At 68.1% G+C, this 13145-nt stretch carries 10 protein-coding genes; all 10 read right to left on the bottom strand.

Annotated elements, in window-relative coordinates; genetic code table 11:
• Positions 1–26: 26 nt before the first annotated feature.
• Complete coding sequence (locus ACOGXI_RS07905) at positions 27–4001, bottom strand: Ig-like domain-containing protein (RefSeq protein ID WP_419938325.1); 3975 nt, start codon at positions 3999–4001, stop codon at positions 27–29.
• Positions 4002–4153: 152 nt separating this feature from the next.
• The gene (locus tag ACOGXI_RS07910) at positions 4154–5200 is read right to left on the bottom strand and encodes a D-2-hydroxyacid dehydrogenase (protein ID WP_419938326.1); all 1047 of its coding nucleotides are present in this window, start codon (positions 5198–5200) and stop codon (positions 4154–4156) included.
• Between the two features lie 22 nt (positions 5201–5222).
• Positions 5223–6299, bottom strand: a complete 1077-nt coding sequence (trpS, locus tag ACOGXI_RS07915; RefSeq protein WP_419938327.1) for a tryptophan--tRNA ligase — start codon at positions 6297–6299, stop codon at positions 5223–5225.
• Positions 6300–6339: 40 nt separating this feature from the next.
• On the bottom strand, positions 6340–8376 hold the full coding sequence (locus ACOGXI_RS07920) for a ParA family protein (RefSeq protein WP_419938328.1): 2037 nt from the start codon (positions 8374–8376) through the stop codon (positions 6340–6342).
• Positions 8373–9566: an ATP-binding protein gene (locus tag ACOGXI_RS07925; RefSeq protein ID WP_419938329.1), complete on the bottom strand. Its 1194-nt coding sequence runs from the start codon at positions 9564–9566 to the stop codon at positions 8373–8375. Before ACOGXI_RS07925 ends, ACOGXI_RS07920 begins: the two co-directional genes overlap by 4 nt.
• Positions 9567–9835: 269 nt before the next feature.
• Entirely contained in the window at positions 9836–10030 is a 195-nt protein-coding gene (locus ACOGXI_RS07930) for a hypothetical protein (protein WP_419938330.1), read from the bottom strand.
• Between the two features lie 224 nt (positions 10031–10254).
• On the bottom strand, positions 10255–11376 hold the full coding sequence (locus ACOGXI_RS07935; RefSeq protein ID WP_419938331.1) for a DUF1611 domain-containing protein: 1122 nt from the start codon (positions 11374–11376) through the stop codon (positions 10255–10257).
• Entirely contained in the window at positions 11373–12266 is an 894-nt protein-coding gene (locus ACOGXI_RS07940; protein WP_419938332.1) for a PspA/IM30 family protein, read from the bottom strand. The genes ACOGXI_RS07935 and ACOGXI_RS07940 overlap by 4 nt, the downstream gene beginning before the upstream one ends.
• A gap of 43 nt (positions 12267–12309) precedes the next feature.
• Positions 12310–12714, bottom strand: a complete 405-nt coding sequence (locus ACOGXI_RS07945) for a CesT family type III secretion system chaperone (protein WP_419938333.1) — start codon at positions 12712–12714, stop codon at positions 12310–12312.
• On the bottom strand, positions 12714–13007 hold the full coding sequence (locus tag ACOGXI_RS07950) for a hypothetical protein (protein ID WP_419938334.1): 294 nt from the start codon (positions 13005–13007) through the stop codon (positions 12714–12716). Before ACOGXI_RS07950 ends, ACOGXI_RS07945 begins: the two co-directional genes overlap by 1 nt.
• Positions 13008–13145 lie beyond the last annotated feature (138 nt).

The following is a 13145-nucleotide window of genomic DNA, read 5'->3' on the forward strand; positions in this document are numbered from 1 at the left end:
GCGGGAACGTATTCGGGGTGTTTTCTTCAGGCAGAGGGACTCGACACCTGTCCGTCCCGCCGGTTGAAGCCCTGGAACAGGCTCAATCTGGTATCAGCAGGAGGGTGCTTCAAGGCGATCGACTTGCGGAGGTGTTCCCGCGGGAACGTCTCCGACCAACTCCGTGACCCTCCCGCAAGCGTCCGCCCGACCCGGTCGGGACTGACGCAGCGGTCCAGGTCGCCGGTGTCGTGGTTTTCGATCCCGGCCAGCCACGCGGTGAACGCGGCGCTCCCGGGAACGCAGATCGACGTGCCCCTGACGGCCAACACCTCCAATCGGGCAAGCTGCAGAAAGCTCTCCGGGAGCGGTCCCGACAGGCCGTTGGTGTGGAGAGACAGGCTCGTCAGACCGGAGAGATCGCCCAGTTCGGGCGGAATCGCTCCCGAGAGGTTGTTGGAGCTCAGGTCCAGCCGCGTCAGGCTGGTGAGGTCGCCGAGCTCGGGCGGGATCGGGCCCGACAGGCCGTTGGCGTATAGAAGCAATACGCCCAGGCTGGCGAGGTTCCCGAGTTCAGGCGGGATCGAGCCCGAAAGGCCGTTGGCGTGGAGCGCCAGCAGCTCCAGTTCGTCGAGGTCGCCGAGCTCCGGCGGGATCGAGCCCGAAAGGTCGTTCTCGCCGAGGTTCAGGAACGTCAGGCTCGCGAGGTCGCCGAGTTCGGGCGGGATCGAGCCCGACAGGCCGTTGGCGTATAGAAGCAATGCGCCCAGGCTGGCGAGGTTGCCGAGTTCGGGCGGGACCGAGCCCGACAGGCCGTTGGTGTGGAGCACCAGGAACTCCAGGCTGGAGAGGTTGCCGAGTTCGGGCGGGATCGAGCCCGAAAGGCCGTTGGCGTGGAGCGCCAGCAGCTCCAGTTCGTCGAGGTTGCCGAGCTCCGGCGGGATCGAGCCCGAAAGGTCGTTCTCGCCAAGGTCCAGCGATGTCAGGCTGGCGAGGTTGCCGAGCTCCGGCGGGATCGAGCCCGACAGGCCGTTGGTGTGGAGCGCCAACCTCGTGACCCTCCCGGAAGCGTCCGTCTCCACGCCGAACCATTCGCCCAGCGGTGCGTCGGTCAGCCAACCGGCACTGTTCGTCCAGTTGGACCCGCCGGCCGCCTCGTAGAGCGCCGCCAGCGGGGCCCGGTCCGGACTGACGCAGCGGTCCAGGTCGCCGGCATCCTGGAATTCGAGCCCGGCCAGCCATACGGTAAACGCGGCGCTCCCGGGCACACAGATCGAGGTGCCCCTGACGACCAGCACCTCCAATCGGGCAAGCTGCAGAAAGCTCTCCGGGAGCGGTCCCGACAGGCCGTTGGTGTGGAGAGACAGGCTCGTCAGACTGGAGAGAGCGCCCAGTTCGGGCGGAATCGCTCCCGAGAGGTTGTTGGAGCCCAGGTCCAGTTCGCTCAGGCTGGTGAGGTCGCCGAATTCGGGCGGGATCGGGCCCGACAGGCCGTTGGCGTAGAGAAGCAATACGCCCAGGCTGGCGAGGTTCCCGAGTTCAGGCGGGATCGAGCCCGACAGGCCGTTGGCGTAGAGCGCCAGGAACTCCAGGCTGGAGAGGTTGCCGAGCTCGGGCGGGATCGAGCCCGACAGGCCGTTGGTGTGGAGCGCCAGCGTCGTCAGGCTCGCGACGTCGCCGAGCTCGGGCGGGATCGAGCCCGACAGGCCGTTGGTGTGGAGCGCCAGCGTCGTCAGGCTTGCGAGGTCGCCGAGCTCGGGCGGGATCGAGCCCGACAGGTTGTTCCCGCCGAGGTCCAAGGAGGTCAAACTCGCGAGGTTGCCGAGCTCGGGCGGGATCGAGCCCGACAGGCCGTTGGTGTAGAGATCCAGCGTCGTCAGGCTTGCGAGGTCGCCGAGCTCGGGCGGGATCGAGCCCGACAGGTTGTTCCCGCCGAGGTCCAGGGAGGTCAGACTCGCGAGGTTGCCGAGCTCGGGCGGGATCGAGCCCGACAGGCCGTTGGTGTAGAGATGCAGCGTCGTCAGGCTCGCGAGGTCGCCGAGTTCCGGCGGGATCGAGCCCGAAAGGCCGTTGCGGGCGAGCGACAGACCCGTCAGGCTGACGAGGTTCCCGAGTTCGGGCGGGATCGAGCCCGAAAGGCCGTTCTCGCTGAGGTTCAGGAGCGTCAGGCTCGCGAGGTCGCCGAGTTCCGGCGGGATCGAGCCCGAAAGGCCGTTGGTGTGGAGCTCCAGCGTCGTCAGGCTCGCGAGGTCGCCGAGCTCGGGCGGAATCGAGCCGGAGAGGTTGTTGCCGCCGAGGGCCAACTTCGTGACCCTCCCGGAAGCGTCCGTCTCCACGCCGAACCATTCGCCCAGCGGTGCGTCGGTCAGCCAACCGGCACTGTTCGTCCAGTTGGACCCGCCGGCCGCCTCGTAGAGCGCCGCCAGCGGGGCCCGGTCCGGACTGACGCAGCGGTCCAGGTCGCCGGCATCCTGGAATTCGAGCCCGGCCAGCCATACGGTAAACGCGGCGCTCCCGGGCACACAGATCGAGGTGCCCCTGACGACCAGCACCTCCAATCGGGCAAGCTGCAGAAGGCTCTCCGGGAGCGCTCCCGACAGGCCGCCGTTGGTGTGGAGCGACAGGACCGTCAGGCTGGAGAGATTGCCCAGTTCCGGTGGAATCGCTCCCGAGAGGTTGTTGGAGCCCAGGTCCAGTTCGCTCAGGCTGGTGAGGTCGCCGAGCTCGGGCGGGATCGGGCCCGACAGGCCGTTGGTGTAGAGCACCAGTTCCGTCAGGCTGGAGAGGTTGCCGAGTTCGGGCGGGATCCCTCCTGACAGGCCGTTCGTGTCGAGCGACAGGTCCGTCAGGCTGGAGAGGTCGCCCAGTTCGGGCGGGATGGGACCCGTCAACTGGTTGTCGGAGAGGTCCAGGAGCTCAAGGTTCGCAAGATCGTCCAGTTCGGGCGGGATCGAGCCCGAGAGCCCGTTTTCGCTCAGCTCCAGTCGTGTGACCCGGCCCCGCTCATCGGTCGTGACGCCGTGCCACTCGCCCAGCGGGGTGCCCGTGCCCCAGTTGTCCGACCTCGTCCAGTTCGGCCCGCCCGTGGAGTCGTAGAGCACCATTAGGGTCGCCGCCTGCGACACCGTCACCGTCGCGTTCCCCTGCGCCGAGCCCGATGTCGCCGTCACACTCGCGCTCCCGACGCCGACCGCCGTCACCAGGCCTGTCCCGTCCACCGTCACCACCGACGCGTCGCCCGAAGCCCACGCGAACCCGGCCCCCGCCACCGCGTGGCCGTTCGCGTCCAGCGCCTCGGCCGTGAGGCGCACCGTGTCTCCGATAGCCACAAGCGTGTCCGCCGCCGGCGTCACCCGAACCGTCGCCGCCGCCTGCGACACCGTCACCGTCGCGCTCCCCTGCGCCGAGCCCGACGTCGCCGTCACACTCGCGCTCCCGACGCCGACCGCCGTCACCAGGCCTGTCCCGTCCACCGTCACCACCGACGCGTCGCCCGAAGCCCACGCGAACCCGGCCCCCGCCACCGCGTGGCCGTTCGCGTCCAGCGCCTCGGCCGTGAGGCGCACCGTGTCTCCGATAGCCACAAGCGTGTCCGCCGCCGGCATCACCCGAACCGTCGCCGCCGCCTGCGACACCGTCACCGTCGCGCTCCCCTGCGCCGAGCCCGATGTCGCCGTCACACTCGCGCTCCCGACGCCGACCGCCGTCACCAGGCCCGTCCCGTCCACCGTCACCACCGACGCGTCGCCCGAAGCCCAGGTCACCGCGGCACCCGGCATGACCCGGCCGTTCTGGTCCAGCACCTGAGCGGTCAGCTGCGCCGTCTCCCCCAGCGCGGTCAGCGCCGCCGTGGCGGGGGACACCGTCACCGATGTCGCTACCGGCGGTGGCGGAGGCGGCGGCGGGGGCGCTGTCGGTTCGTCATCCCCGCAGGAGACGGACACGACCGCGAGGAAGACCACGGAAGCCCCGGCGCTGCGGCGCTTGGTGAGCATGTCTCGCCGTCGACGGTGCGTGTGCATGTCTCTCCCCTCGATTCGATGCCCCTGTCCTTCCGTCACTTCTCAGAAGTGACACCCCAAATGGGTGGGGAGCAAGTGCACTTACATATATAGCTTATCGATCTAGATGCATGCCTCTTCCTTCCATCCGAACCGGGCTCCGTTCTACGTCATCAGTAGCCGCGCGACTTGTCCACCCGGTTATCGAGCGGCTCGCCGCGCCGGTAGCGGGCGATGTTGCGCACGATCAGGTCCGTCTCGCGCTCCCAGAAGCGGGCCGATGTGCCGCCGACATGGGGGGTGACGAGAACGTTTTCCAGGCTCCACAACGGGTGTTCGGCCGGAAGCGGCTCGGTCTCGAACACGTCCAGCATCGCGCCGCGCAGGCGCCGGGTTTCCAGCGCCCGCACGAGCGCCGCCTCATCGACGAGGGTGCCGCGGGCGAGGTTGATGAGCACGGCGCCCGGCTTCATGCGGGCCAGCTCCGCCGCGCCGAGAAGGCCGTCCGTCTCCGGCGTCTCGGGGGCCGTGAGGGCGACGAAGTCCGACGATTCCAGGAGTTGCGGCAGGTAGTCGGGGCCCTCGATGCGGTCGAGCTCGGGGGGCTTTGGGCCGGGGCGGCGGCGAATGGCCTGAACTCGCATGCCGAGGGCGTGCGCGCGGCGGCCGAGCGCCGATCCGATGCCGCCGTAGCCGACGATGCCGAGCGAGGCTCCGGCCACCTCGCCGGCCGCGGGCGCGGCGTGCAGGGGACTCCGGGGCGAGTTCAGCGCGGACTGGACCCACTCGCGCTCGCGCTGCGCCCGCACCGCGATGTCCAGGCCGCGGACGAAATACAGGATGCCGGCCATGGCGTGGTCCGCCAGCGAGTCCGCGTACATGCCCGCCGAGTTCGTGAAGATGACGTCGCTCTCCCGCATCTCCTCGAACAGCGAGTTCCGGGCCCCGGCCGCGCCCGAGTGGAACCAGCGCAGCCCGCGGGCGGCGAGGAAGACGTCGCGGCGGATCCCCCACCCGCAATAGACCTCGGCGTCGGCCACCGCTTCCAGAAGCTCCGGCGGCGTCACGCGCACGCCGTCTCCCGTCGCCTCGAGCGCGACGCGGACCGAATCGATCTCCCATTCCGGGTCCAGCGCGTCGCGGATCCGTTCGAACGACGACTCCGGCATCGACCAGTGGGGAGTCTCCGGCGCGTACATCCAGATCACGAAGCGGCGCAAGGCGACTCCCGGCGCTCCCGGCTCAGCTCGCGGACAGGTGGGGGAGGTCGGCGTCCAGCGTGCGGGGGCCGACGCCCATCCGCTCGCGCACGACCTCCATCGTGCGGGCGGCCTCGGCGCGGGCGCGCTCCGCTCCGGCCGCAAGGATCTCGATCACCCGCTCCGGGTGCGCGCGCAGTTCCGCCGCCCGTTCGCGCACCGGGGCGAGATCCTCCGCCACGTTGTCCGCGAGTTGCCGCTTGCAGGCGACGCAGCCGATGCCCGCCGTCTGGCAGAGGATCTCGATCTCCTCGCGCTCCGCCGGGTCCGTGAAGAACTCGTGCAGGGCGAAGACGTTGCACACGTGCGGGTTGCCGGGATCGTCCTTCCGCACCCGCGCCGGGTCCGTGACCGCCGTGCGCAGCCGCGCCCACAGTTCGTCCGGCTCGGCGACCATGCGCACCGTGTTGTCCTTCGACTTCGACATCTTCGCCACGCCGTCGAGCCCGCGGACGCGAGCCCCCGTCCCCACGAGCGTCTCCGGTTCCGGGAAGAAGTCGCCGAAGCGCGCGTTCCAGCGCCGCGCGACCCCCCGCGACAGTTCCAGGTGCTGGCGCTGGTCCTCTCCCACCGGCACGAAGTGGGCCCGGTACAGGAGGATGTCGGCCGCCTGCAGCACCGGATAGTTGAGGAGACCCGCGTTCACCGACTCCCGCCCCTGGGACTTCTCCTTGAACTGCGTCATCCGTCCCAGGTCGCCCACCGGCGTGACCGTGTTGAACAGCCACTGGAGTTCGCTGTGGCAGGGGACGTGCGACTGCGCGAACAGCGTGCAGCGTTCCGGATCGATCCCGGAGGCCACGAGCGACACGGTGAGATCGAACACGCGGCGCAGCAGGTCCTCGCGCTCGTACTCGCGGGTGATCGCGTGCAGGTCGACGATGCAGTAGTAGCACTCGTACTCGTCGACCATCGCCGCCCAGCGCCGGAACACGCCGAGATAGTTCCCGAGATGTGCGTGTCCCGTGGGCTGGATGCCGCTGAAGACGCGCTTGCGCGGACCCGGCGGGGCCTTGTCGGTCGGGGAGCTCGGAGGGTTTCCGGGGTTCGCGGTGCTCATGATGCGGGTAGTATCGCGTGCCGCGCCGGACGATGCGAGGTCAGGCGCCCGGATCCCGGAAGCTGATTTCCTCGGCTCCGAGATCCTGATAGCCGATGTTCCTGGCGCCATCGTTGAGCAGTTCCGCGAGCCAACGCGCTCGATGATCCCGGCGATCCTTACCCGATTGCCAGAACCATAATGGGGCGATGTATCGAGTCAAGTGCATCTGAGACAGGTCCGCCAGATCCCAGTGGATGAATCGCGCGAATGCGGTAACAGCGATCAGGTGCATGCGCCCAGGCCGAATCCGGTTCGCCTGGTCATCGAATATTTCCTTGCGCAACTGGTCCAGACGTCTCGCGATTGGCATGCGCGGGCCGGTGAAGTCGGGCGGGCCCGGCGCAAAACGTAGAGTCAGGTCCGAAGGAAGCCAGTCGGTCAGGTCAACCGCCAAGGCTCCACCGTCGTACCGACTGTCCCCGACTTGTTTGGCTGCCTTGGAAACCCTCTTCCTCACGTTCCCGCCGCTGGTAATCCTCTTGACCTCGATCGCGTACTCCTTTCCGTCATTTTGAACGATGTAATCCGGACCCACCCCGTCGGGCCTGGTCAACACGCCAACGGATACCCCGGCGCAGGACAGGGCGGCTCCGACCCACAGTTCGCTCTGCGCCCGATAGGCCTGATGCCGGGTTCGGCCGATAGTGCCGCCAACTGCACGGGAGAGGGTCTCGACGATCGGCTTCAGCGGGTGCTGCGGCAGCATGCCACCTATGTTCGTGAACTCCTGAGCATCTCTTGCGGCGTGCGCAATCTTGAGCAGACCCTCCCTGGACTCGGGAAACGACTGAGCAGAAGCGACTTGTTGCAGGTGCCCGGCAGTCCTGGGCAGCCGACTGCTTCCGGGCACGGCAATACCCCATGCCTCGATCTTCGCGATCACCTCTTCGAGGTCATGGGCCAGATCCGCCATCCTCGCGGGCGTTAGGCTCTTGCCCTCGGGAGGGGGTTCCGCCGCCGGACCCAACGGACGGAACGAGATGGGAACAGGGCTTTCGCGGGATGCAGACTCCCCGGACCGCCGGGGGCCCCAGCTTTGCCCGTCGTGGGCCCTCAGCCCCACGCGCGTCGCGACGGTCGTGGCCAAGGCCCGAAAATCCCGGTAACAGCCTTGCACCGCTGCAGCGTGCCCGCCGATGGCGCCATCGGCAGGCTTTAGTGCGAACATGGGCTTCCTCGCCTCCTGGGCCAGCGGCATCAGGCTCCGGTAGTGCTTGAGCGTGGCGAGGCAGTGCGGATCATTGTCGGTCGTCGTGCCCTCCGATAGCAGAGGATCGCCGACGACGGCCGCGCGGTAGACCGCGGGAATCCGGCTCATCCACCGCCTGTACGCCTTGACCGGGCGGTCCAGGCGGACGGCATGTCGCATGACGATGTACCCGATGGGTCTCATCGTGCCCTCCGGGACGGCAAGATCCGCGACGGGATTGCGTTCGCGCCTCTCCTCCCATTCGTTCTGCCAGCGGCGAAGTGTCGGCCCCAAGTTGCGAAGGCCTTGGAGCGAATAGAGATCCGGGGTCAAGGGGACCACGACGGAATCCGCGGTGACGAGGGCTGCACGATTGAATGCCCCGAGGTTTGGCCCAACGTCTACGAGGATTAGCTTCGCTTCCACCCTGTCGGCAGCCCGACTCAGGATGCGCGGAAGCGCCGAGAGCACCCGGAACGCCCTCGGTTTTTTGTCGAGGCATGCGGGCCACTGGCTCGACAGTTCGTCTTCCGCCATCGCGAGCCGGAGATCCCCAACCACGAGCCCGAGCCCGGGCTCCGGCTCCTCGACGTGAGGGTTTCCCACGTCTCCGGTTCCCTCCAACAACGGACGCAGGGCACCGTAGACTGTCCCGCGCTCCCCGTCTTCCGGCCACAGCGGCTCGAGCCTTCCGTCGTCAAGGAACATGCTGGTCAGATTGGCCTGAGGATCGAGATCTGCCGCCAGCACGTTCACGCCGAGGCGGGCGTACATCCAGGCGAGGTGGTAGACGAGAGAAGTCTTGCCGACGCCACCCTTGTTGTTGAAGAAGGCGATGGTCTTCATTGGATCGCCCATACGGTGACCGCAACCCGTGTGGGCTGGAAGTCGAAATCGGGCTCGGGGTTGCCGTTTTCGTCCAGTGTCTTCTTCGCAAGGGGCACGCCGAAGCCGAAGCGCTGAGCGAAGCCCAGGTGGTGCATGATCTCGGCGACCAGGGGATTCCTGTAATCGACCGCTCCGCTGCCGAAGTTGTCGGGCGTCACCTGACCGTAGAGTCCGCCGGGGTTCTGGATCTCCACCCGGTCGGAATACCAGTAGACCCGGACCGGCGCATTTGTGCCCTCGTACTGCCTGTGCATGACCGCGTTTCGCGCCAGCTGTTGAAGCGCCGTCACGGGATAGTCCGGCGAACGTCTCTCGAGGGAGCCAGCCGCAACCTCGGTGCGGAGCGAGATGTTGAGTTTCAGGAGTTCATCCAACTGTCGCAGGACATCTTCGAGTCTCCCTGTCAGCTCCTTCTGGCTGCGAATCGGATCCACAATCTCGGTGCCGTCAATGCGGAGGAATTGGACGTACGCGCCGGGAACCCAGCCCTGGGGGTCCTTGCCGAGGCCCAGGAGCGCACCCCAGGTCGGCGTCTCACCCGCGAGCAGACGCAGAGACTGGAGCTGTTGATCCAGGGAACGCCGGTTGTCATCCAGAACTTCCTGCGCCACCGCCTGCGACAGGTAGTGTGACTCGAGGTACTCGAGATCGAGGTCCTCGAGCGAGGCTTCCGGCGCCGGGCGCCGATCGAAAGGCAGATCTCCGGCGCGTTGCCGCTCGCTCAGGCGCTGCTCTTCCTCCGCAGAGGCGGCCCGTACGGTCGGGCCAACCCTCACCCAGACACGCCCCCTGTAACGTACCGGCGGACTCCGCGAAGGCTCAACGACGATCACGGCGACTTCGCAGCCGGAGAGGCAATGCTTCTGAACGATCAGGGACGGGACAGGAATGATGTTCCCGTCGTCCTTCATGCCCGCAAGTTGCGTCAGGAGCTCGTCATCGATGGTTGCGCCGGCGCAGCTACCGTCGTTGTCCTCGACTCCAATGAAGATCACGCCGGGCAGTCCATGTCCCGGCAGATCGTTGGCGAGCGCACAGATGTTCCGCCGTAGTTTGTTCCGGTCGGAGGCGGAACGCTTACGTTCGACCCGGTCCGACTCGAGGTCCCACCGCAATCGTTCCAGTTCGCGTTCGTCCGGTGGATTCATCGGTCTCGCCGAGTGGTCAATGGACTCCATTCTCCTTCGAAGTGGACCTCCGGTATCGAGAGTGTAAGGATGAAATCCGAGAAGACGCGCTTGCGCGGACCCGGCGGGGCCTTGTCGGTCGGGGGCTCGGAGGGTTTCCGGGATTCGCGGTGCTCATGGTGCGGATAGTATCGCGTGCCGGGTCGGACGATGCGACCCTGACGGCCTTCACATGACTTCGGGAGGACGGGAAACGTTCCCGCGCGAACGCCCAATCGACGTGAAACCGGCTATTGCGCGCCGTCGCCCGATGGCTCGCGGGCGCGGATCAGGTCGCCCAGTTCCCGAATCTCCCCGCGAAGATCCCGCATCTCCCGGCGAAGATCCGCCACGCTCTCGCGCAGTTCCACGCGGAGCGCCGTGACGTCCTCCTCGAGGATTTCGACCTGCGCCTCGACGCGGGACACACCGGCGACGAGCTCCACTTGCGTCTCGCGAAAGGCGTTGAGCTCGTACCACACGAGCGTGAACCCCCCATCAGAACGGTGAGGGCGATCGCGAGCGAGACGCCAAATGGCCTGGTGGACGGCTCCGGCGATTCGCGATGCGTCTTCCGGCTTGACCTCCGATACCCGCGACCGATCGTCGCTACCCACGATGCCGCGCTGTTGCATCGGCCTTACTCCATCAACGGCGGGTCAGGTGCGGGTCAGGCGGGGGCGGCGTGGGCCTCGCGGGCGTGGAGGATGGCTTCGACGAGGGGGTCGGGGCCGAAGCGGATGGGGTCGGTGGCGGGGAGGCCGGTGACCTCGCGCGCGTGCTCGACCGCGTCGGCGGCCCTCTGCTCGGAGATGTCGTAGGTCGCCAGGGAGACGCCGATCACGCGGCCGGGGACCTCGGGGCAGGCCCAGGCGAGCGCGTCTTCGTAGCGGCGGATCACCTCGTCCAGTTCCGGGAGCACGACCCAACTGTGGTTGCCGCCGTAGATGCGGGGGCGGCTCGGCATCCACGTGAGGATCATCGCGTGCGGCAGCGTGCCGTGGAGGAGGCCGTGCGTGACGCCGGAGTAGCCGGGGTGCATGAGCGACCCCTGGCCTTCGACGAGGACGATGTCGACGCCCTCGCCGTCCCCGCCGCGTGCCGCCTCGAGGGTGACGCGTTCGGCGGCGCCGGAGATGAAGTCCGACACCACCGCGTCGATGGCGATGCCCGTGCCGGCGATGAGGATGCCCGTCTGGCCCGTGGCGGCGAAGCCGGCGCGCACGCCCCGGGCCCGCAGGGCGCGCTGCAGCTCGAGCGAGACCGTCATCTTGCCCGTGTTGCAGTCCGTGCCGACCGTGAGCACCCGAAACGCGTCGGTCCCCATGGCCCGGCCCGCGCCCACCGGCAGGTCGGGGGGCGGTTTGCGGAGGTCGAACAGCGTGCAGCCGCGCCGCTCCGCCAGCGCCGCAAGCTCGGGATCGTCGCCGAGGAAGAAGTGAAGGCCGCTGATGATGTCGAGTCCCGCCTCGAGCGCGGCCGTGAGCACGGCCCGCCACGCCTCGGGGAGTTGTCCTCCCTGCGGCGCGATCCCCACGAGGAGGGCTTCAGGGCGGGGTTCCGTCGCGAGCGCCTCGGCGAAGGTCGCGACGATGGGGATGTCGCCGCCGAAGCCCAGCGTCTCACCCACGGTGCGGCCGGCGAAACGGGAGTCGATGACGGAACTCACCCGCTCCGGCTGGTAGCGCACGGCCGACGAGGCGGTCTTCGCCGTCTCGACCCCGAAGGCTCCCTCCGCGAGGATCGCGAGCCGAGAGGAGGAAAGCCGCTTCCGCCCCGGGCCCGGGCTCATTCGCTCTCGGCCCGCTCCGTCTCGCCGGACTCGCCCAGCAGCTCGAGGAGTTCCGCTTCGGGAATCTCTTCCGCGTCGGCGGTGGCGTCGGCGGTGGCGTCGGCGTCACCGGCTCCGTCCGCGTTCGATCCGGCGTCCGACCCGGCGGCCGCGTCCGACCCGGCGGCCGCGCCGGAGCCGAGCGCCTTCACCTCCTCGGGCTCGCCGGAGGGGAGCAGGCCCATCGAGGCCTTCATCTCCAGCAGCCTGTCCTCCACGGCGGCGTCGCCTCCCGCCTCCAGCGCCTTGAACTCGCTGAGGAGGGTGTCGCCGGTGAGTTCCTCGGTGACCTCCGCGCTCGCGAGCGCCTGGCGCTCCGCCTGCTCGATCTTCTCGGTCATCTGATCGAAGGCTCGGAAGGCGCTCTTGTCGTGCAGCCCCTGCATCGTGTCGTGGATGCGCTTCTGGGCCTCCGCGCGCTTCTGCTTCGCGATGAGGAGGTTCTTCTTGCGCTTCGCCTCCTCGATCTTCGCGTTCAGCTGGCGCAACGAGTCCTTGAGCTTCTCCGTCTCGTTGCGGTGGTTCTGCCACTGCGTCTCCAGCTCGCTCGCGTGCTGGGCGTGTTCCTGCCCGCGCACGAGCGCCTGGCGCGCGAGGTCGTCGCGGCCCTCCCGAATCGCGAGCCGCGCCCTCCGCTCCCACTCCTGCGCGGTGGAGCGCGACTCCTCGAACTGCGCGCGCAGCTTGCGTTCGTCCGCGATCGCGACCGCCACCTCCTGCTTCGCCTGGGCGAGCTGGCGGCGCATGTCCTCGATGATGGTCGTGAGCATCTTCTCGGGGTTTTCGGCCCGAGCGATGAGGTCGTTGAGGTTCGATCGAATCAGCCGTGAAAGACGGTCCAGGACACCCATGGTGTATGCTCGTTTCCTGTGCTTGCTCTTCGTTCGGTCGAAATCAGTCGGTCGAAATGTCGGCGGTAAGGCTGTCCCAATGGGAGGTCAGCGCGAGCGTGAGGCTCTCGAGCGTGGCGCGGAACTCCGAGAAGTCGAGGTTTTCCAGCTCCAGCGTATCGCTCAGGATGATCTCGCCGTTCTCGAGGCCGTAGGCTCCGTGGATGAGGTCCACCGCGTTCAGTTGCAGGAGCTTCCGGTAGAGCGCGAGCTGGTCCTCGTCGTCGACCGGCAGGTCGCGGATGTCGGCGCGGCACACGAGCACCGGCGGCTGGTAGTTCACCAAGATCCTCGGCTGCCGCCCCGCGCTCTCGCCCTCCGGGTGGACGATCCACAGTCCTTCGTCGAGTTCCTCGAAAGCCGCATCGGTGCGGATGAGGAAGCTTTCTATGTCTTCTCTGTTCAGCATCAGTTCGGTCCCCGCAGTCGTGAATCGGGTCGCCCTTCCGGGCGAGACTCGTCCGATGGCGCCCGGCTCGCGGGCGCGCCGCCCTCGAGGAGGCGGGTCATGAAGCGCTGCTCTTCCGTCAACTGGTCCACCTGGTTCGCCAGCAGCGCGACGTGCTCGCGCAGACGCTCCACCTCCGCGTCCCGGCCCGGTTCCACCGGCGTCGGCGGCGGGCGGGCCGCGACCCGCTTCGAGGCCACTTCCCCGAACGTGACGAGCGCCACGATGATGATGATGAAGACGAAGACGCTCATCGCCGTCCTTGCCGCCGTCCCTTGCCGCCGTCCTTGCCGAAACCGGTACCGCCCGGGAACCGGCCGCCATCGGTGAAACGAACCTACGAGGCGCCGCGAGCCGGAGTTTCCCCGCGGGCGGCTCGCGCGAACCGCTGG

This window comes from Candidatus Palauibacter sp., from assembly GCF_965208055.1.
Taxonomy (GTDB): Bacteria; Gemmatimonadota; Gemmatimonadetes; order Palauibacterales; family Palauibacteraceae; genus Palauibacter.

Excerpts from the sequence above, each read along its gene's own strand:
- ACOGXI_RS07905 (WP_419938325.1), bottom strand. The coding sequence starts at position 4,001 with ATGCACACGCACCGTCGACGGCGAGACATGCTCACCAAGCGCCGCAGC.
- trpS (WP_419938327.1), bottom strand. The coding sequence starts at position 6,299 with ATGAGCACCGCGAACCCCGGAAACCCTCCGAGCTCCCCGACCGACAAG.
- ACOGXI_RS07920 (WP_419938328.1), bottom strand. The coding sequence starts at position 8,376 with ATGAAGACCATCGCCTTCTTCAACAACAAGGGTGGCGTCGGCAAGACT.
- ACOGXI_RS07925 (WP_419938329.1), bottom strand. The coding sequence starts at position 9,566 with ATGAATCCACCGGACGAACGCGAACTGGAACGATTGCGGTGGGACCTC.
- ACOGXI_RS07935 (WP_419938331.1), bottom strand. The coding sequence starts at position 11,376 with ATGAGCCCGGGCCCGGGGCGGAAGCGGCTTTCCTCCTCTCGGCTCGCG.
- ACOGXI_RS07940 (WP_419938332.1), bottom strand. The coding sequence starts at position 12,266 with ATGGGTGTCCTGGACCGTCTTTCACGGCTGATTCGATCGAACCTCAAC.
- ACOGXI_RS07945 (WP_419938333.1), bottom strand. The coding sequence starts at position 12,714 with ATGCTGAACAGAGAAGACATAGAAAGCTTCCTCATCCGCACCGATGCG.
- ACOGXI_RS07950 (WP_419938334.1), bottom strand. The coding sequence starts at position 13,007 with ATGAGCGTCTTCGTCTTCATCATCATCATCGTGGCGCTCGTCACGTTC.